The organism is Rhizobium sp. YS-1r (assembly GCF_000757525.1).
In the GTDB taxonomy this organism is placed as follows: Bacteria; Pseudomonadota; Alphaproteobacteria; order Rhizobiales; family Rhizobiaceae; genus Neorhizobium; species Neorhizobium petrolearium.
Genome location: NZ_JPYQ01000056.1, coordinates 143048 through 159319, shown reverse-complemented (window position 1 = coordinate 159319; position 16272 = coordinate 143048). Strand labels below are relative to the sequence as shown.

The 16272-nt window shown below is 62.1% G+C and carries 22 protein-coding genes; 10 read left to right on the top strand and 12 right to left on the bottom strand.

Annotation, left to right across the window (positions count from 1 at the left end; translation table 11 throughout):
* Positions 1 to 220: 220 nt before the first annotated feature.
* Complete coding sequence (locus JL39_RS26355) at positions 221 to 943, bottom strand: gamma-glutamylcyclotransferase (protein ID WP_081952999.1); 723 nt, start codon at positions 941 to 943, stop codon at positions 221 to 223.
* 193 nt (positions 944 to 1136) lie between these two features.
* Here JL39_RS26355 and JL39_RS26350 point away from each other — a divergent pair, with 193 nt between their 5' ends.
* Entirely contained in the window at positions 1137 to 2021 is an 885-nt protein-coding gene (locus JL39_RS26350; RefSeq protein WP_037159730.1) for an alpha/beta hydrolase, read from the top strand.
* Positions 2022 to 2212: 191 nt separating this feature from the next.
* Here JL39_RS26350 and JL39_RS26345 read toward each other — a convergent pair whose 3' ends face one another.
* Both JL39_RS26345 and tam read right to left on the bottom strand, forming a co-directional pair.
* On the bottom strand, positions 2213 to 2722 hold the full coding sequence (locus tag JL39_RS26345; protein ID WP_037157772.1) for an AAA family ATPase: 510 nt from the start codon (positions 2720 to 2722) through the stop codon (positions 2213 to 2215).
* A 34-nt stretch (positions 2723 to 2756) separates the two neighbouring features.
* Positions 2757 to 3527: a trans-aconitate 2-methyltransferase gene (gene tam / locus JL39_RS26340; RefSeq protein ID WP_037157769.1), complete on the bottom strand. Its 771-nt coding sequence runs from the start codon at positions 3525 to 3527 to the stop codon at positions 2757 to 2759.
* Between the two features lie 186 nt (positions 3528 to 3713).
* Between tam and JL39_RS26335 the strand changes: the two genes are divergently transcribed.
* Positions 3714 to 4601 (top strand): branched-chain amino acid aminotransferase, encoded by an 888-nt coding sequence (locus tag JL39_RS26335; protein ID WP_037157766.1) that lies wholly within the window; start codon positions 3714 to 3716, stop codon positions 4599 to 4601.
* Between the two features lie 24 nt (positions 4602 to 4625).
* On the opposite strand, the gene JL39_RS26330 is transcribed toward JL39_RS26335, so the two are convergent.
* The 4 genes from JL39_RS26330 to JL39_RS26315 form a co-directional block, all read right to left on the bottom strand.
* Positions 4626 to 4949, bottom strand: a complete 324-nt coding sequence (locus JL39_RS26330) for a type II toxin-antitoxin system RelE/ParE family toxin (protein WP_037157763.1) — start codon at positions 4947 to 4949, stop codon at positions 4626 to 4628.
* Positions 4946 to 5233, bottom strand: a complete 288-nt coding sequence (locus JL39_RS26325; RefSeq protein WP_037157760.1) for a type II toxin-antitoxin system ParD family antitoxin — start codon at positions 5231 to 5233, stop codon at positions 4946 to 4948. The genes JL39_RS26330 and JL39_RS26325 overlap by 4 nt, the downstream gene beginning before the upstream one ends.
* A 123-nt stretch (positions 5234 to 5356) precedes the next feature.
* Positions 5357 to 6100 carry a sulfite exporter TauE/SafE family protein gene (locus tag JL39_RS26320; protein WP_152601308.1) on the bottom strand — a complete coding sequence of 248 codons (744 nt, stop codon included), beginning with the start codon at positions 6098 to 6100 and terminating at the stop codon, positions 5357 to 5359.
* A 92-nt stretch (positions 6101 to 6192) separates the two neighbouring features.
* Positions 6193 to 6516, bottom strand: a complete 324-nt coding sequence (locus JL39_RS26315; protein ID WP_037157757.1) for a hypothetical protein — start codon at positions 6514 to 6516, stop codon at positions 6193 to 6195.
* 172 nt (positions 6517 to 6688) lie between these two features.
* Between JL39_RS26315 and JL39_RS26310 the strand changes: the two genes are divergently transcribed.
* The 3 genes from JL39_RS26310 (at position 6689) to JL39_RS26300 (ending at position 8728) form a co-directional block, all read left to right on the top strand.
* Positions 6689 to 7291, top strand: a complete 603-nt coding sequence (locus JL39_RS26310; protein ID WP_037157754.1) for a superoxide dismutase — start codon at positions 6689 to 6691, stop codon at positions 7289 to 7291.
* Between the two features lie 151 nt (positions 7292 to 7442).
* Positions 7443 to 7814, top strand: a complete 372-nt coding sequence (locus JL39_RS26305) for a DUF4440 domain-containing protein (protein WP_037157751.1) — start codon at positions 7443 to 7445, stop codon at positions 7812 to 7814.
* Positions 7815 to 7885: 71 nt separating this feature from the next.
* Complete coding sequence (locus JL39_RS26300; protein ID WP_037157748.1) at positions 7886 to 8728, top strand: metallophosphoesterase; 843 nt, start codon at positions 7886 to 7888, stop codon at positions 8726 to 8728.
* Here the strand turns inward: JL39_RS26300 and JL39_RS26295 are convergent.
* Positions 8725 to 9423, bottom strand: coding sequence for a YafY family protein (locus tag JL39_RS26295; protein WP_037157743.1), 699 nt, complete (start codon positions 9421 to 9423; stop codon positions 8725 to 8727). The two genes, JL39_RS26300 and JL39_RS26295, sit on opposite strands and share 4 nt — an antisense overlap.
* Before the next feature lie 133 nt (positions 9424 to 9556).
* On the opposite strand from JL39_RS26295, the gene JL39_RS26290 reads away from it, so the two are divergent.
* From JL39_RS26290 to JL39_RS26275, 4 genes are all read left to right on the top strand, one after another.
* Positions 9557 to 10189 (top strand): LysE family translocator, encoded by a 633-nt coding sequence (locus JL39_RS26290; protein WP_037159724.1) that lies wholly within the window; start codon positions 9557 to 9559, stop codon positions 10187 to 10189.
* Between the two features lie 159 nt (positions 10190 to 10348).
* Positions 10349 to 10792 (top strand): cytochrome c, encoded by a 444-nt coding sequence (locus tag JL39_RS26285; protein ID WP_037157740.1) that lies wholly within the window; start codon positions 10349 to 10351, stop codon positions 10790 to 10792.
* Positions 10793 to 10966: 174 nt separating this feature from the next.
* Complete coding sequence (locus tag JL39_RS26280) at positions 10967 to 11410, top strand: cytochrome c (RefSeq protein WP_037157737.1); 444 nt, start codon at positions 10967 to 10969, stop codon at positions 11408 to 11410.
* A 64-nt stretch (positions 11411 to 11474) separates the two neighbouring features.
* Positions 11475 to 12389, top strand: coding sequence for a cytochrome c (locus JL39_RS26275; RefSeq protein ID WP_037157734.1), 915 nt, complete (start codon positions 11475 to 11477; stop codon positions 12387 to 12389).
* A 248-nt stretch (positions 12390 to 12637) separates the two neighbouring features.
* Here JL39_RS26275 and JL39_RS26270 read toward each other — a convergent pair whose 3' ends face one another.
* The 3 genes from JL39_RS26270 to JL39_RS26260 form a co-directional block, all read right to left on the bottom strand.
* On the bottom strand, positions 12638 to 13135 hold the full coding sequence (locus JL39_RS26270) for a GNAT family N-acetyltransferase (RefSeq protein WP_037157731.1): 498 nt from the start codon (positions 13133 to 13135) through the stop codon (positions 12638 to 12640).
* A gap of 188 nt (positions 13136 to 13323) precedes the next feature.
* Positions 13324 to 13767: a hypothetical protein gene (locus JL39_RS26265; RefSeq protein WP_037157728.1), complete on the bottom strand. Its 444-nt coding sequence runs from the start codon at positions 13765 to 13767 to the stop codon at positions 13324 to 13326.
* 4 nt (positions 13768 to 13771) lie between these two features.
* Entirely contained in the window at positions 13772 to 14266 is a 495-nt protein-coding gene (locus tag JL39_RS26260) for a DUF6152 family protein (RefSeq protein ID WP_052183130.1), read from the bottom strand.
* A gap of 98 nt (positions 14267 to 14364) precedes the next feature.
* Between JL39_RS26260 and JL39_RS26255 the strand changes: the two genes are divergently transcribed.
* Positions 14365 to 15279, top strand: a complete 915-nt coding sequence (locus tag JL39_RS26255) for a LysR family transcriptional regulator (RefSeq protein WP_052183129.1) — start codon at positions 14365 to 14367, stop codon at positions 15277 to 15279.
* Here JL39_RS26255 and pip read toward each other — a convergent pair.
* Positions 15270 to 16232, bottom strand: coding sequence for a prolyl aminopeptidase (gene pip, locus JL39_RS26250; RefSeq protein WP_037157725.1), 963 nt, complete (start codon positions 16230 to 16232; stop codon positions 15270 to 15272). The genes JL39_RS26255 and pip overlap by 10 nt on opposite strands.
* Between the last annotated feature and the right edge of the window lie 40 nt (positions 16233 to 16272).

The following is a 16272-nucleotide window of genomic DNA, read 5'->3' as shown; positions in this document are numbered from 1 at the left end:
CCCCCCTCTGGCCTGCCGGCCATCTCCCCCACAGGTGGGGAGATCACAAGCGGCACGGCCTTCCCGCCAAATCATCGCCAAATCATCGTCAGTGTGTCGCGTAGCAACGCCTGCTGTTTGGGGAAACCGGCGCGCCCAGCCGATCTCCCCACCTGTGGGGGAGATGGCCGGCAGGCCAGAGGGGGGCTGCAGACCACGTCGGGCTCTTGTGCAAAACCCTTCAACCCTCTGCGCCAACCGCCTCTCGCACATGCAGCGCCCGGATTTCCCGGGCCACGAGTTCCTGCAGCCGCCAGAGGTTGCGGTCGCGGATGCCGAATTCCGCGAGATGCACGACGGTGTTGTAGAGATATTCGGCGCAGGAGCCGCGATGTCCGCAGGCGCGCGCAAGTACCGGCGCCACATCGTGGAGCGGCAGAAGCGGGCGAATGATCCGCCGGCTTGTTCCGCCGGCCCAGAAGACCAGCGCGCGGATCGTTTCGCCGCCTTGCGTCTTCACCGGCATCCAGCGCATCGAGCCGAGGCCTTCACGGTTGCTGACCTCGCGGCGCAGCGCTTTTTCCATCTGGATGCGCTTCTCCTCCTCGGCGACCTGATAGATCACCCCGTCGCAGCGCCCGCCGCGTGATAGCATCATCATCAGGCCGGGCTGATCCGGCGTGCCGCGGCCGCGCTCGATCCGCAGCGAGAAGGAACGGTGCCAGCCATGGAGGGTCGCGCGCTGGCACGCGACCGACTCGAAACCGGGTTTCCAGATCAGTGACCCATAGGCGAAGATCCACAAGGGCCTGTCGCCGAGCGCTTCGGTAAACTGATCCGCCAGCGAGGCGTAATCCGCGTCATTGAGTGGTTCCCAGGTCGGCGGCGGGCCGGGATCGGCCTCTTCGCGGAAACAGAGATCGACCAGCTCCTGCGTGAGCGACATGACGTGGTTTTTCAGCATGGTCCTGAGCGGTTTTCCGGGCAGTGCGACGAAAAATAGGGAAGCCGGAGAGTGCAGGCGAGCCTTGTCCAAGTCAATCCGTTTTGCTGCACCGCCGGATATTGTCGTCCGCCTTGCCATAAAATGGTCACGGAATGTCTCAGGCTGAAAGACAGTTTGAGGGGATCATGACGGAGACAGGATCATGGAAACGATGACCGATGCCGGCCTGGACCTTGTGCGGGTAAAGCACAGGCAACTCGACCTCGATGGCATGAAGGTGTTCTATCGCGAGGCGGGAAGAAAGGGTGCGCCGGCCCTGCTTCTCCCGCATGGCTACCCCTGCTCGTCCTATGAATTCCGTGAGCTGATGCCGCTTTTCGCCGACCGCTGGCATCTCGTGGCGCCGGATTTCCCGGGATGCGGCTACTCCGACACGCCGGAAAGTTTCCGCTACGATTTCGACGGCTTTGCCGATTTCCTCGATAGGTTTACGGATAAGTTCGGCCTCGGCCGATTCGCCATCTATCTTCATGATTTCGGCTCGCAGATCGGCCTCCGGCTGGCGATCAAGCGGCCGGAAAAGATCGCCGCCCTGATCATCCAGAACGGCGATATCTATGAGGATGTGCTTGGCCCGAAATATGCCGGACTGCAGGAATACTGGCGCAACCCGACGCCGGAGGGACGACGCGGGATTGCCGACGCGGTCAGCGAGGAGGGCTTCAGGGAGGAATTCCTCAACGACGTCCGGCCGGAGCTTGCCGAACGCATTTCGCCCGATCTCTGGAAACTGCACTGGTCGCTGATGGACGATCGTCGCCGCGAGATCGCCGTCGATATCATTGCGGGTCTTCGTGAGAATGTCGGATGGTTCCCTCGTTATCAGCAATATCTGCGTGATCATCAGCCGCCGACCTTGATCGTCTGGGGGCCGCAGGATGGTTACATGCCCGAACAATCCGCCCGCGCATTCCTGCGGGATCTGCCGAATGCGGAACTGCATCTGCTCGATGGCGGCCATTGGCTGCTCGAAACCAGCCTGAATGAGGTGGCCCCGTTCATTCGCGGCTTCCTCGGCCGGGTTCACGCGGCCTGAAACGAGGAGGGATGCAAACGGATGCGTTGGCTTTTTATTGCGGTACTGGGAATCCTGATCGGCTGCGTCCTGAGCATCATCTGGATGAATGACAGCAACTGGCCACAGGGTGACAGTCGCGTTGGAGGGCCTTCACCGCAAGATCCGCTTGTCGCCCCGCCGCCGGCCAACCCGTAAAAGATGCGACTGAGCTATTTCCGCCCGAGTTCGAGCTTCAGGACCAACTCGGTGACCAGTTCATCGGCGCTCCCTGTCGCGGTATCGATCACGAGAGGACGTTCGCCCCAGTCTTCGTAGGTCCTGTCGGTGATCTGCTGCCATGTGGGTTTGATCAGCCCCGGAACGTCAGTCGCGCGGGTTTCTGCGCGGCGGCGATGCTCCATCCTGTCCGAGCAGGTCACCTCGATCTCGACGGCCGGCATGCCCGATCGCTCCGCAACTGCAAGCCAGGCATCCCGGGTGATCTGCAGGCCATTGACGGAATCCGCGACGACCGTCTGGCCGAGGGTGAGATTGTCCTCGGCAATCCCGTAGGCCACCATGTAACCTGCCGGACCAACCTCGGAATTCGGGCCTCCGGAAGCCCGGATATTCTGCTCGATCGTATCGACCCGGACATGCACTGCGCCAATCCGCCGTGCAAGCGCGCGTGCGAGCGTCGTTTTCCCCACCCCCGGCAGTCCGCCCAGAATAACCAGCATGTGACATGTCCCCTTTTTGACGCCGGAGCAGTTCTCAGGCCTTCACTGCGATGACGAAGAAGCGCGGAAAGCGCAGGAGCACCCGCCCGTCGGCCATCGGCGGATAGGCCTTGGCGATGCGGTCCGTATAATCGGCAATGAAGGCTTCGGCATTTTCCGGTCCCGCCGCGTCGAGATACGGCCTCAATCCCGTGGCCTTGACCCATTCGACGATCGCCGGCGCATTGGCGAGCGGGTGGTAGTAGACCGTGTGCCAGACGTCCACGCGGGCGGATTTCGGCATCAGCGCGTCGAAATAGGCGGCGGGCGAGGGAAGAAGCGGACGCCGCACCCTGCCGCCTTCGAAAGCAGACGCCCAGGGGCCGGCAGTTCCCGTTTCCTCCATCAGCAAATGGCTGGGTTCGGAAAGATTGTCCGGCATCTGCACCGCCAGCGTCCCGCCGGGTTTCAGATGATCCATCAGGCGGGCAAGAACCGCGAGATGGTCCGGCACCCACTGGAAGACGGCATTGGCATAGAGCAGGTCGGCCGGCTGGTCGGGTGTCCAGGTATTGAGATCGGCTTTTGTGAATTCGGTGCCGGGCAGGCGCTTTCTCGCTGCAGCGAGCATGTTGTCGTCGCTGTCGAGGCCGATGACGTTCGCCGCGCCGAAGTGCTCCACCAGCAGTTCGGTGGAATTTCCGGGCCCGCAGCCGAGATCATAGGCTTTCGTCGCCAAGGCAAGCGGCACATGCGCGATAAGGTCGCGGGCCGGGCGGGTCCGCTCATCCTCGAATTTCACATATTGCTCCGCAGACCACGCCATTCGGAATACCCTCCTTTGGATTTCAGCGCATGGAAAATGCCACTCCTCCGGTCCGGCCTCCATGGATAAAAGCATCAATTTTTGTGATGACTCATTTCATATTATCGCTTGACCTCGGCGTGGCGGCGGGCCTTCACTCACCGCAATTTTGAAGAGCCGCAATCTGGAATATCCAAGGAGACCGAAATGCCCGTCAATACAGCCGCCCGCACCGCCACCTGGACTTTCGTGGACGGCGAATGGCTGGAGGGAAATCCGAAGCTCGTCGGCCCGACCTCGCACGCCATGTGGCTCGGCTCGACGGTCTTCGACGGCGCCCGCTGGTTTGACGGCATCGCGCCCGACCTCGACCTCCATTGCCAGCGCATCAACCGGTCGGCGAAGAACATGGGCCTGACCCCGGTGATGAAGGCGGAAGAGATCGAGACGCTCGCCTGGGAGGGCGTTGCGAAATTCGACGGCAGGACGGCAATCTACATCAAGCCGATGTATTGGGCCGAACACGGCATGCCCTTCAGCGTCGTGGCCGCCGATCCGGAATCCACCCGCTTCGCGCTCTGCATGTTCGAGGCGCCGATGCACACCGCGAAGCCTTCCTCGCTCACCGTCTCCCCCTATCGCCGCCCGAACCCGGAAGTGGCGATGACCGGCGCCAAGACCGGCAGCCTTTATCCGAACAGCGGCCGCATGATCCTCGAAGCGCGTAACCGCGGCTTCGACAACGCGCTCGCCCGCGACATGAATGGCAATGTCGCCGAGACCGCCTCGTCGAACATCTTCATGGTCAAGGACGGCGTGGTGATGACGCCGGTTGCCAATGGCACGTTCCTCGCCGGCATCACCCGCTCGCGCGTGATCGGTCTGTTGCGCCAGTCGGGCTTCGATGTGCGCGAGATGACGCTGACCGTGGATGATTTCATGGATGCCGACGAGATATTCACGTCCGGCAACTATTCCAAGATCGTGCCGATCAACCGTTTCGAAGAGCGCCAGCTCCAGGAAGGCCCGGTCGCCCGCAAGGCGCTGGAAATCTACATGGATTGGGCGCGCTCCAAGACCGGCGACGATGCGTGAGGTTTTGAGAGGGCGGCGGCGGTTCTAAAGCAGGTCGTCGTCTTCCTCGGCATCATCCGGTCCGCCGAGGCTTTTGCCGCCGTAGAGAATGCGGGCAATGGTGACCGTGTGCTCTTCGACGCGGAAGGCAATGGTTGCTCTCCGGCGGTATCCGACAAGGCGGAGCCCTGGCTCTATATCGTCACGCAATGTTCCTCTTCTGGGGAACATATCGAAGCGGTGGCAGTGGTCGATGATTTTGCGGATATAGGCCTGAGCAAAGTCTTCCCCCGCCTTTTCCGCAAGATAGTCGAACAGATCGGCGAGATCCATTCGCGCTTCAAAGGAGAAGATGACGGTATAAGTCATGCGCCGATCGATCTTCGATCCCGGGTACGGATGTATTCCTCAAGCTCCTTTCTTGTCTCTTCCACCGTGCGGGCGCGGCTTGGGTCGGCGTCATGCGCCCTCAGCGTCGGCACGACCTCGTCACGCAGCCACTGCTCGATTTCTGCATCGTGATCGGCAAGATAGCGCAGGCCCTCGGCGACGACCTCGCTCTCATTGGCGAATTCGCCGGAAGATACTTTTTTCTCGACAAGCTCGGCCATGTCTTCCGGCAGTGAGACGGTGATGGATCGGTTCGGGCGCATCAATGGGCTCCTGTGTGCCGACAAGCCTAGCACATCCATAGGACGTCCGCCATTTACGGCTTTATCGGATCAGACCGGCGGTATTCGTTCAAGACGGGGCAATGTCGCCGCGATCCTCCTCCCTCAAACAAACCGCACCGCGGCGGTGCCGATGATGATCATCGAGACGGCGATCATCAAGGGCCTGACGGGTAATCTGCGGACGACCATCGCGCCGATCGGGGCAGCCAGGATGCCGCCGGCGACCAAACCCAGGGCCGGCGCAAGCTCGCTCCAGCCGAGCGCCAGGATGAAGGTCGCCGAAATCGCCGTGGTGACGGCGAATTCGGTGAGGTTGGTGGAGCCGATCACCTTTTTCGGATCGTGGCCGCGGCCGAGCAGGCTGCTCGTCACGATCGGTCCCCAGCCGCCGCCACCCATGGCGTCCAGGAGCCCGCCTGCGCCGCCGATATAGGGCACGATCCAGTCGTGCACGTCGCGCGGGAATCGCGGGCGGAAGGCCTTGTAGAGGATGAAGAAACCGATGGCGATCAGATAGACCGAGACGAAGGGTTCGATCGCCTTGCCGTCGATATTGGCGAGCACATAGGCGCCGATTGCTCCGCCGATCATGCCGGCGGGCGCCAGCCTGAGGACGAGCCGCCAGTCGACATTGCGGTGGTAGAGATGCGAAAGTCCCGAGGCCGCGGTCGTGAAGCATTCGGCGACATGCGTCATGGCGCTGGCCATCGAAGGGGCGACGCCGATCGTCAATAGACTGGTCGTCGTCAGCACGCCGAAGGCCATGCCGAGCGCTCCGTCAATGATCTGGGCCAGGAAACCGATGACGACGAAGACGAGGAAGTCGGATGGCAGGAAATCGAACATCGGCTCCTCGAACTGGCTTGCCTCCAGCCCGATTGTAATTCCCCATTCTTCCAAAAGTTCCGGAACGGAAGTCGCCTCAGGCGTTCGGGCTTCTATTTTCCTGTCTTCACCATCAGTCTGTCGCCTGAGATCTCGCCGCCGATCTCGGCCTTTTTCGTCTTCTTGTCGAAGACGCAGATAGCGCTGATCGTCACCTTCGCGCCGACCGCCTTGCCGGAAACGACGGCAAGCCCGTAACTCTCGCTGCCGAAAGGGTCGACCAGCGCCTCGCCCTTCTCGATGAGACCCTTTGCCGCCGAAACGCAGGCCTTGTCCACCTCCGTCCGGAATTCGGACCAGGCGTCGTCGGACGAGGCATGGACGGCAGGAGCGCCGACCGAGATCAGGATGGCGGCGAGGGCGGATCGGGTCTTCATGAAAAAGGCTCCATAGGGATGAATCGGCCCGTTTCTTGTATGCCGAAAATTCGGTAAGGTCTTGTCCCTGCGGGCTTGATTTTTGGCAAGATCACCGTTGCCTCTTGGCCGCTCCGCTCCTATGTTCCGCCTCGACCCTTGTTCAAGGTGTTTGCTGAAAAGGAGTAAGACAATGGCCTTCGAACTTCCTGAACTCCCCTATGATTACGAAGCACTTTCGCCCTACATGTCGAAGGAAACGCTGGAATTCCATCACGACAAGCACCACAAGGCCTATGTCGACACGGGCAACAAGCTCGCCGCCGAAGCGGGCCTCGGCGACCTGTCGGTCGAGGAAGTCGTGAAGAAGTCCTTCGGCACCCATCAGACCCTCTTCAACAATGCCGCCCAGCACTACAACCACATCCATTTCTGGAAGTGGATGAAGAAGGGCGGCGGCGGCACCTCGCTGCCGGGCAAGCTGCAGGCTGCGATCGACAGCGATCTCGGCGGCTACGACAATTTCAAGGCGGATTTGATCGCCGCCGGCACGACCCAGTTCGGTTCCGGCTGGGCCTGGGTTTCGGTGAAAGACGGCAAGCTCGTCATCTCCAAGACCCCGAACGGTGAAAACCCGCTCGTGCACGGCGCCGACCCGATCCTCGGCGTCGATGTCTGGGAGCATTCCTACTACATCGACTACCGCAATGCCCGTCCGAAATATCTCGAAGCCTTCGTCGACAGCCTGATCAACTGGGATTACGTGCTCGAACGCTACGAAGCCGCGACGAAGTAAACGGCGGCCATCGCTGATCTTCACAGCACCCGGCACTGCAAGGTGTCGGGTGTTTTTGTTTTGAGGCCATGATCCCGTGACGTTGATTTCCTGTCGTGCAGGCATCAACGTAATATGTGTTCCTCTAGCGAATGTGAAAGCGAGGGACAAAATGGTTGAACCTTCTATCGCGGCCGTGCTGGCGCAACTTGTCCCCCGGGAGCCGATTTTTCACAGGCGCGAATTCGGCACCAGCCGAGAAGCGCTGGAAGCCATGACGGACGAGGCGTTCTGGGAGATTGGAGCGAGCGGCCGGGTCTATACGCGGGCGTTCGTAATCGACAATCTCATCAAGCGATACCGCGATCCGGAGCCTCACGATTGGCCCTGCCGTGATTTTGCGATCAGCCGCCTTGCGGACGGACTATACCAACTGTCCTACATATTGGAGGAGCCGGACCGTCGCACCTGGCGTACGACGCTTTGGAGAAACACGTCGGGGGGTTGGAAAATACTGTTCCATCAGGGAACGGTGATTGCTTGAACGATGGCCATCTGCGACCGACATCCCGGTCCGTCACACGCCTGTCACAACCGTAAAATACCCCCCTCTCCATGCCTCACGAAACACCGCTTCTCCGTTTCGGCGTGATTGCCGATCCGCAATATGCCGACCTGCCGCCGTGGCTGGAGATGGACCGTTACTACGCCAACAGCCTCGACAAGCTGAGGGAGGCGATCGGCGTCTTGAACGGCGAAGACCTCTCCTTCGTGGTGACGCTCGGCGATCTCATCGACCGCAACTGGGAAAGCTACGACCCGGTCCTTTCGGCTTATGATGAGCTGCGCCACGAGAGTTTCCTCATGCCGGGCAACCACGATTTCGCCGTTGCGCCGGACCGGCTGGCCGATATCCATGCGCGGCTCGGCATGCCCGCCGCCTGGCACGATTTTTCCCGCGACGGCTTTCGTTTCATCGTGATCGAGGGCAATGAGATCAGCCTGTTTTCGGCGCCCGAAGGCCACCCGCGGCGCACGTTGGCTCGGGAGCGATTGGAGACCTTGCGGGCTCAAGGCGCAATCAACGCCAGGGAGTGGAATGGCGGCATCGGCGAAGAACAGTTCGCCTGGCTTAAGGAGACGCTGGAGCAGGCCCGATCGGCAGGCGAACAGGTCATCGTCATGGGCCACTATCCGCTATTTCCGGAAAACGAGCACAATCTCTGGGGCCATGAGCGTCTGACCGATCTCTTCGCTCGCTCCGGCAATGTCGTCGCGTATCTCAATGGCCACAACCATGCGGGCAATCTCGGCCGCAACGGCAACACCTGGTACGTGAATTTCAAGGGCATGGTCGACACGGAGAAGGAAAACACCTTTGCCGTCGTCGAGATTTTTCCCGATCGCATCGCGATCATCGGCCACGGTCGCGAGGAAAGCCGGACACTGCCGCTTTAACCAGCCGCTTCGGCACTCACCGTCCAGCCCTGCACCCAGATCTGGCGCAGCTTGTCGCCTTCGCCGCTGAAAAATTCCTCGATCGGCTCGCAATGCTCCACCCGGTCGGTGCGGAAATTGCGGATCGCCTGCCTGAGTTCACACCAGGCGACGATATTGGTGGTCTGCGAGTAATAGATGAGCGCGACCGGCCGGATCAGCCTTTCCGTGGCGCGGGCATATTCATCGCGATAGTCGAGCGCCAGCTTCTGCTCGTCACGGATCGCCCGGCGGACCATGGCAAGGTCGACTGCTTCCGGTGCCGGCGCCGGCGTGCCCCAGGCATGCAGCGCATTGGCGGAGAAGATATCGGCAAGCGGCGGCGGCACGACCGCGGCGATCTTGCGGTTCACTTGTCTGGCCGCCTGCTTGAGCTCTGTGTCGCCGGTGCGTTCGAGAAGCGCCAGTGCGAGCACGATCGCCTCCGTCTCTTCGATCGACAGCATCAGCGGTGGCAGCGTGAAGCCGGGGCGCAGGATATAGCCGATGCCGCGACCGCCCTCGATCGGCACCCGCATGGCCTGCAATGCGGCGATATCCCGGTAGATGGAGCGCACGGTCACTTCGAGCTGCGCGCCGATCTCGGCAGCCGTCACCGGCTTTTTCGCAAGCCGCAGGATCTGGATGATCTCGAACAGGCGCGAAGCCTTGCGCATGCTTTTCCCCATCGCTCAGCCAATCCCAACTGACAATACGCTGTCAGTTGGGCTGGTCTATAGGATCGCATATCCGATTGAAAAACAAGGCTTCGTGTTTCTGGAAGCCTCCGATGTGGCAAGAGAAACTGACATGACATACGCCGAAAATCTCTGGCTCTATTTCACGCTCCTCTTCGGTATTATCGTGGTGCCGGGCATGGACATGATCTTTGTGCTCGCCAACGCGTTGACCCGCGGCCGCATGGCAGGTCTCGCGGCGACCTCGGGCATCATGGCCGGAGGGCTCGTGCATTCCCTGTACGGCGCGCTCGGCGTTGGTCTGCTGGCGAGCCTGATGCCTGTTCTGTTCAAGCCGCTGCTCATCCTCGGCGCACTCTACATGGCCTGGATCGGCCTCGGCCTGCTCAGAAGTTCGATCATCGTCGATCACGTCGGCCCCGCCGATACGCGCTCCAACTGGGAAGCGTTCCGGCGCGGCACCGTCACCTGCCTCATCAATCCGAAAGCCTATCTCTTCATGCTCGCCGTCTATCCGCAGTTCCTGCGGCCGGATTTCGGGCCGCTTGCGCCTCAGGCGGCGATCATGGCGGCGATGACCGCCGGAACACAGTTCGCGGTTTATGGCGGGCTGGCGGTGGCGGCCGGCCGGGCGCGGGGAATGCTGGGCGGGAACGGCAAGGCGACCGTCTGGGTCGGGCGGATTGCCGGCCTTCTGCTGGTGCTGGTATGCCTTCTCACGCTCTGGGAAGGGGTGAAGGCGTAACGCCGTTAGGGTTGCCAGTCCGGTGGAGCGGCATTTTTGCTATACGACTGATTTTGCTAATATTCTCACCGTTTTGTTACTTCATTGTCATCGCGATGCCGGTCATGGTGCAGCGCATCATGACCGTCGGATTCGATGCCAAAGAGGAGAAATGTCTGCATGCGCCTGAAATCCATGATCATCGCGGCCGGTTTCGGCTGTCTCTGTCTGTCCGCTGCCTTTGCGCAGGAAGAGCCGGAGGTCCTTCGCCAGAGCCAGATGAAAGCCGTCGGCGGGGCTCTCGGCACCCTCGGGGGCATTGCAAAGGGCGAGAAGCCTTATGACGCCCAGGCTGTGACCGCCGCGCTGACGACCATCAGCACCACGATGAAGGCTTTCCCCAACCAGTTCCCCGCCGGCACCGAGACGGGCGCGGAGACGGAGGCCGCTCCGGCCATCTGGCAGAATACGAGCGATTTTCATGCCAAGGCGCAAAAGCTGGCAGCCGACGCGGAGAACCTGCTTGCGGCTGTCCCGGCCGATCAGGCAGGTGTCGGCAGTGCGATGAAGACGCTCGGCGGAACCTGCGGCGACTGCCACCAGACCTATCGTCTGAAGCGCTGACCGGCAATGCAGGGCGGCCGAACGGCCGCCTCGACCACCGCGCCGCTGCTTCATGTGGAAACTATCACTGCCTTGTTACTTCCTCCGGCCAAATGCGCGTCGCATCGTGAGCCGTCGTCAACAGGCCGCTCGTTCCGCTTTATGGGAGGCCGGCTTTATGGGAGGAATGTGCATATGCGGTTGAGGTCTTACGTCATCGCGGCAGGTGCCGGCTGTCTCTGTCTGTCCGCAGCGTTCGCGCAGCAGGAGCCGATCGCTGCCAGACAGAGCCTGATGAAGCAGAATGGGCAGGCGGCCGGCGCGCTGGGGGCAATTGCCAAGGGTGAGAAGCCCTATGACGAGGCGGTGGTCAAGACGGCGCTGACGACGATCAGCACCAATATCAAAGCCTTTCCGGATCAGTTCCCGCCGGGGTCGGACACCGGCGACACCAAAGCTTTGCCGGCGGTCTGGCAAAAACCTGACGATTTTCGCGCCCTGGCAGCCAGGCTCGGTTCTGAGGCCAGCGCCCTGCTTGCCACCCTGCCGGCTGACAAGGCTGGCGTGGCAGCGGCACTGGGAAAGTTGGGACCGATCTGTTCCGAGTGCCATAAGGCCTACCGGGCTCCCAGCAATTGACGGATAACCGAAGCCGGCGGCTCGCCTGCCGCCGGTTTTGCATGAAATGATGAAGGAGAAGAGCATGGCGTCTCGGTGGACGAAAGTCCTGGGTGCCGGCGTGGTCATCGTCGCTGTCGGCGCCGGGGTAGCCTGGGCGCTGACGAAGCCTGATCCGCATCCCGATACCTATTGGGCCGATCTCGGCGAACCGGATATTGTCAACGGCGAGCAGCTCTTCTGGGCGGGCGGCTGCGCGAGCTGCCACGCGGCCCAGAACTCTACCGGCGATGCGCTGAAAGTGCTCGCCGGCGGCCGTGCATTGCCGAGCCCCTTCGGCACCTTCCATATTCCGAACATCTCGCCAGACCCGAGCGCCGGTATCGGCGACTGGACGCTCGCCGAGTTCGGCAACGCGATGACCCGGGGCGTCGGGCGGGATGGCGAGCATCTTTATCCGTCTTTCCCCTACGGCTCCTATGCCAGGCTTTCGGCCAAGGACATCAATGATCTCTTCGGCTACCTGAAGACGCTGCCGGCAAGCAGCAATGTCGCGCCGCCGCACGAATTGCAGTTCCCCTACAATATCCGGCTGGCGGTGGGCGGCTGGAAATTCCTCTATTTCAACGATCAGCCGCGTGTCGAGCTCGCCTCGGCCGATGAAAAGGTCCGGCGCGGCCAGTTCCTGGCGGAAGGTCCCGGCCATTGCGGCGAATGCCACACGCCGCGCAATTCGCTCGGTGGCTTCGAGCCCGACCGCTGGCTGGCTGGCGGCCCGAATCCGGAAGGACGGGGCACTATCCCCAATATCACGCCGGGCTCTCGGGATATCGGTTCGTGGAGCGAGGGCGACATCGCCAGCTATCTCGAAACCGGCTTCACGCCGGAATATGATTCCGTCGGCGGATCGATGGTCGAGGTACAGCAGAACTTGGCGCATCTGCCGAAGAGCGATTTGGAAGCGATCGCAGCCTATCTGAAGGCGGTGCCGTCGCGGTGAGGTCACGGACCCCCTCACTTGCGATTTCCAACACTTAGCTTCGCTAAATGTTGAAATCGCTTTCTCTCCCACCAGGGGAGAGATAGAAATGCCGCGCTGCCGCCGCCTACCTCTCCCTTGGTGGGAGAGGAAGAAAAATCAGCATCTTAGCCGAAGGCTAAGTGCTAGATTTTTCAGGTGAGGGGGTAAATTCCATCGCTATCTGAACAACAAACCAAGGCCGCCGGATAGGCCCTGGCCGGTTTGCCTTACGCCAGCGCCTGCATATAGCGCATGCCGGTGACCGGGCGCGGCTTGAAATCCATCTGCTCGTAGAAGCGGTGGGCGGCGACATTGCCGGTTGCGGCGCTGACCGAAAGATAGTCGCATCCTGCATTCTTGGCGATCTCACGGGCACGCGAGACGAGATGATGGCCGATCCCATGGCCGCGATGGCCGTCGCGCACGAAGAGATGGTGCAGGTCCATGCCGCGTACGCCTTCCTGCGCCCGGTAGAGCGGCACGAGGATGGCGTAACCGATCAGTTCCGAACCGGTATCGGCGACCAGCGCCGTGATCCACGGCATCGGGCCGAAAAGGTCGCGTTCGAGCTTCTCGGGCGTGATGGCGGCGGGATCGTTGTGATGAGCCGCGAGCAAGGCGATCATCTCGTTGAGCTCGGGCAGGTCGCGCGACTTAGCGTTGCGGATCGTCACGACGGGCGGCCGTGGCAGTGAGATTTCTGTATCTTCGGTCATTTCCGGCATCCTTTTTCGGTCTTGTGTAGCCGTCAGGTGCCGTCTGAAACAACAAAGCCGCCTGACGGCGGCTTGTTGACATGATGATCTGTCGGCCGCCCCTTACAGGTAGGCCCAAAAGTACGAGCAGGCGATGTGTGTGCGCGTCTTGATCATGGCGCTCAAATGCGCCCGTTCGCGCGGCTTGTCAAGCGCAATCATCCGAAGGCGAGCATCCGCCCTGCGAAGATGATGGAGACCCAAAGGGCGAGCGATGCCAGGCCGCAGAGAGGTGCAGCCGCGCGCAGGCTCCGGTGGTCGATCATGCGCAGCAGAACGGCATTGCCTCCGGCAAGGAGAAGAAGCAGAAGCTTCAGCCGGAAGAACGGGCTGGCAAGATATTCCCGCGCCGCCGGCGCAAAGAGCAGGACGCCCGTCGCCGCCGCAAGACAGAAGCCGGCAATCGCGACCGGCACCAGCGACCGCCGGACGGCGCTCCCGTCCAGTTTCCTCATCAGCCCGAGAAGGTGCAGATCAACGACGGCGATCGAGCCGAACAGAAGGCCGATGCCGAGGATATGCAGCCAGCTTATGATCGGATAGGCCCAGACGGAGCGGCGCAATGCGATCACGAGATCCAGATTTTCGAGCGCGGCGAGCATTGCATCACCCTCGCGGATCGCCGCTGCAGCCGGCGGGCAGCGCGACCGACTGCTGCCGGACCCCGACCCCGTCGAGCACGATCAGGGCGGGCCGCGCAACGCCCTCCTCGCTGCAGGAGGGGAAGGCGATGGCAGTGATGACGTCGCCCGCCTTTGGCTCGCGCGGCATGCCCCAGGCTTCCAGCCGGTTGATCGGTGCGAGATCGAGCGTCCATCGCTCCGCCGGGGCGGCAGGCTGGACGCGCCGAAGCGTCGCCTCGAAGCCGAGTTCCGCAAGTTCCTCCGGCACGGGAAGAGCGTCCCAGGTCGATGGAAGCGCGCCGGTCTCGTTCTCGACTGTGATCTCCGGATGCGGATTGCGCCACGAGACGGAGGTGACGCGTCCGGAAAGATAGATAGGCCGGGCAGTATCGTAATAGCCCCATCCGTGATGGGCCTCGACCGGCAGAGCGCCGGCAAGTGCCGCACCAAACAGCATCGCCAGAATCCTCATTTTCATCGCTGCCTCCTTTCATTGTGATGCCGAAGAGGTAGACGATGGGAGACCGATGCATCAATGATGCGGACTGGTCTCATCCGATACCAGAATTGACATCAATGGATTTCAACCAGATCCGATATTTTCTCGCGCTCGCGGAGACGCTGCATTTCGGCAGGGCATCGAGGGCGGTCGGGATGGCGCAACCGCATTTCAGCCGCGCCATCGCCCGCCTGGAGGACGAACTCGACGTCAGGCTGTTCGAGCGCACCAGCCGGCGCGTCGTTCTGACGGCTGCCGGACTGGCCTTTCGGGAGGAAGCACTCGCGATCGTGAACGCGGAGGAGCGCGCCCGGCAGTTTGCCAGACAGGCCGCCCGCAAAGCCGGCAACCGGCTTCGGATCGCCTTTGTCTCGGCCGCGCTCTACCACATCCTGCCGGCGGCGATCCGGCGGTTGCGGCAGGCCAATCCGGAAGCCGACTTCGACCTCCATGAAGCGACGACCAATGAACAGGTCGAGCTGATCTCCGCTGGCCGGATCGATCTCGGTCTCGGCCATCCGCCGGTGGAAACGCAACCGCGGCTTTCCGTCGAAATCCTCTCCGAAGACCGGTTCGACGCGGTGCTGCCGGAGGATCATCCTTTGAGTGCGGAACGGCAGATAGGTTTCGTGCAACTGGCGAGAGAACCGATGATCCTCTTTCCGGAAGGGCAGGGACTTTCTCTTTACGCCGCGATCAGGGATCAATGCAGGCTTGCAGGATACCCGCTGACTGTCGCCGCGACGGCGGGCCGTCTCCACAGCCAGCTTTCCTTCGTGGCCGCCGGTCTGGGTATCGGCCTGGCACCGGTCCAGTCGAGGAGCATCGACATCGCGGGCACCGCCCGGCGTCGGATCGAACCCTATCCCGCCTCGCTGACGCTCAGCCTCGCTGCCCTTTACGACCCTCGCAACCGTTCGACGGCATTACGTGATGCGTTGGATATCCTGAAGGACGTCGCTGCGCCGGATGGGCAGGCGGATCAGTCGTAATCCGCAAAACGTCTCGCGGCGGCCATGATCGCTTCCGCCATGCCCTGATCGCTCGCCGAATGCCCTGCATTGTCGACCAGGGTGAGCTCACTCCCCGGCCATGCCTTGGAAAGCGCATAGGCCGTCGCCGGTGGTCCCTGCAGGTCGAGCCGGCCCTGGATCAGCGCGCCCGGGATTTCCGCGAGCCGATGTGCATCGGCAAGCAACTGTCCGTCCTCCAGCCAGGCGCGGTGATGGAAATAATGGGCGCAGAGCCTTGCGCGGGCGAGCACGAAGGCCGGGTCCCGCCAGCGCTCCGGTAGCCCGGCCTGGCTGTCGGCGGAGATTGAACCTGCTTCCCAGGCATGCCAGTCGAAGGCCGCCTTCTGCCGGATGGCCGGGTCGGGGTCGTTCAGAAGGGTATGATAAGCGGCGACGGGATGATCGCCGCGCAGCCGCTCGGGGATTGCCGCGACGAATCTCTCCCATGCCTCCGGCAGGAAAAGCGAAAGCCCGTTATAGAGCCAGTTGATCTCGCTCCAGCGGGTGGTGGTGACGCCGGCGAGGATGATGGCGCTCGCCCGCTCGGGAAAAGTCTCGGCATAGGCGAGCGCCAGCGTCGCGCCCCAGGAATTTCCGAAGACGAGCCAGCGTTTGACGCCGAGCATTTCCCGCAGCCCTTCGATGTCGCCGATCAGATGCCGGGTCGTGTTGTCGGCAAGTGCGTTGTCGAAATCGCCGGCATTCGGCGTGCTTTTGCCGCAGCCACGCTGGTCGAACTGGATGATGCGCCAGACCCTCGGATCGAAATGCCGCCTCGCGCTTTCCGACAGGCCCGAGCCCGGCCCGCCGTGCAGGATGAGCACCGGCCTGCCGTCCGGATTGCCCGAAAGCGCAAAGAAGATCCGGTTGCCGTCACCGGTTTCGAGGAAACCGGTTTCGTAAGGGGAAAGGGGAGGGAAGAGGGCGGGCATCTGGGCAACCGGTTGTGTTGGAAGGTGGCCCTTACTGTTT

What these genes read in the sequence shown, in the direction of transcription:
- JL39_RS26355 (WP_081952999.1), bottom strand. Translation starts at nt 943, where the DNA reads ATGCTGAAAAACCACGTCATGTCGCTCACGCAGGAGCTGGTCGATCTC.
- JL39_RS26350 (WP_037159730.1), top strand. Translation starts at nt 1,137, where the DNA reads ATGACCGATGCCGGCCTGGACCTTGTGCGGGTAAAGCACAGGCAACTC.
- JL39_RS26345 (WP_037157772.1), bottom strand. Translation starts at nt 2,722, where the DNA reads ATGCTGGTTATTCTGGGCGGACTGCCGGGGGTGGGGAAAACGACGCTC.
- tam (WP_037157769.1), bottom strand. Translation starts at nt 3,527, where the DNA reads ATGGCGTGGTCTGCGGAGCAATATGTGAAATTCGAGGATGAGCGGACC.
- JL39_RS26335 (WP_037157766.1), top strand. Translation starts at nt 3,714, where the DNA reads ATGCCCGTCAATACAGCCGCCCGCACCGCCACCTGGACTTTCGTGGAC.
- JL39_RS26330 (WP_037157763.1), bottom strand. Translation starts at nt 4,949, where the DNA reads ATGACTTATACCGTCATCTTCTCCTTTGAAGCGCGAATGGATCTCGCC.
- JL39_RS26325 (WP_037157760.1), bottom strand. Translation starts at nt 5,233, where the DNA reads ATGCGCCCGAACCGATCCATCACCGTCTCACTGCCGGAAGACATGGCC.
- JL39_RS26320 (WP_152601308.1), bottom strand. Translation starts at nt 6,100, where the DNA reads ATGTTCGATTTCCTGCCATCCGACTTCCTCGTCTTCGTCGTCATCGGT.
- JL39_RS26315 (WP_037157757.1), bottom strand. Translation starts at nt 6,516, where the DNA reads ATGAAGACCCGATCCGCCCTCGCCGCCATCCTGATCTCGGTCGGCGCT.
- JL39_RS26310 (WP_037157754.1), top strand. Translation starts at nt 6,689, where the DNA reads ATGGCCTTCGAACTTCCTGAACTCCCCTATGATTACGAAGCACTTTCG.
- JL39_RS26305 (WP_037157751.1), top strand. Translation starts at nt 7,443, where the DNA reads ATGGTTGAACCTTCTATCGCGGCCGTGCTGGCGCAACTTGTCCCCCGG.
- JL39_RS26300 (WP_037157748.1), top strand. Translation starts at nt 7,886, where the DNA reads ATGCCTCACGAAACACCGCTTCTCCGTTTCGGCGTGATTGCCGATCCG.
- JL39_RS26295 (WP_037157743.1), bottom strand. Translation starts at nt 9,423, where the DNA reads ATGCGCAAGGCTTCGCGCCTGTTCGAGATCATCCAGATCCTGCGGCTT.
- JL39_RS26290 (WP_037159724.1), top strand. Translation starts at nt 9,557, where the DNA reads ATGACATACGCCGAAAATCTCTGGCTCTATTTCACGCTCCTCTTCGGT.
- JL39_RS26285 (WP_037157740.1), top strand. Translation starts at nt 10,349, where the DNA reads ATGCGCCTGAAATCCATGATCATCGCGGCCGGTTTCGGCTGTCTCTGT.
- JL39_RS26280 (WP_037157737.1), top strand. Translation starts at nt 10,967, where the DNA reads ATGCGGTTGAGGTCTTACGTCATCGCGGCAGGTGCCGGCTGTCTCTGT.
- JL39_RS26275 (WP_037157734.1), top strand. Translation starts at nt 11,475, where the DNA reads ATGGCGTCTCGGTGGACGAAAGTCCTGGGTGCCGGCGTGGTCATCGTC.
- JL39_RS26270 (WP_037157731.1), bottom strand. Translation starts at nt 13,135, where the DNA reads ATGCCGGAAATGACCGAAGATACAGAAATCTCACTGCCACGGCCGCCC.
- JL39_RS26265 (WP_037157728.1), bottom strand. Translation starts at nt 13,767, where the DNA reads ATGCTCGCCGCGCTCGAAAATCTGGATCTCGTGATCGCATTGCGCCGC.
- JL39_RS26260 (WP_052183130.1), bottom strand. Translation starts at nt 14,266, where the DNA reads ATGAAAATGAGGATTCTGGCGATGCTGTTTGGTGCGGCACTTGCCGGC.
- JL39_RS26255 (WP_052183129.1), top strand. Translation starts at nt 14,365, where the DNA reads ATGGATTTCAACCAGATCCGATATTTTCTCGCGCTCGCGGAGACGCTG.
- pip (WP_037157725.1), bottom strand. Translation starts at nt 16,232, where the DNA reads ATGCCCGCCCTCTTCCCTCCCCTTTCCCCTTACGAAACCGGTTTCCTC.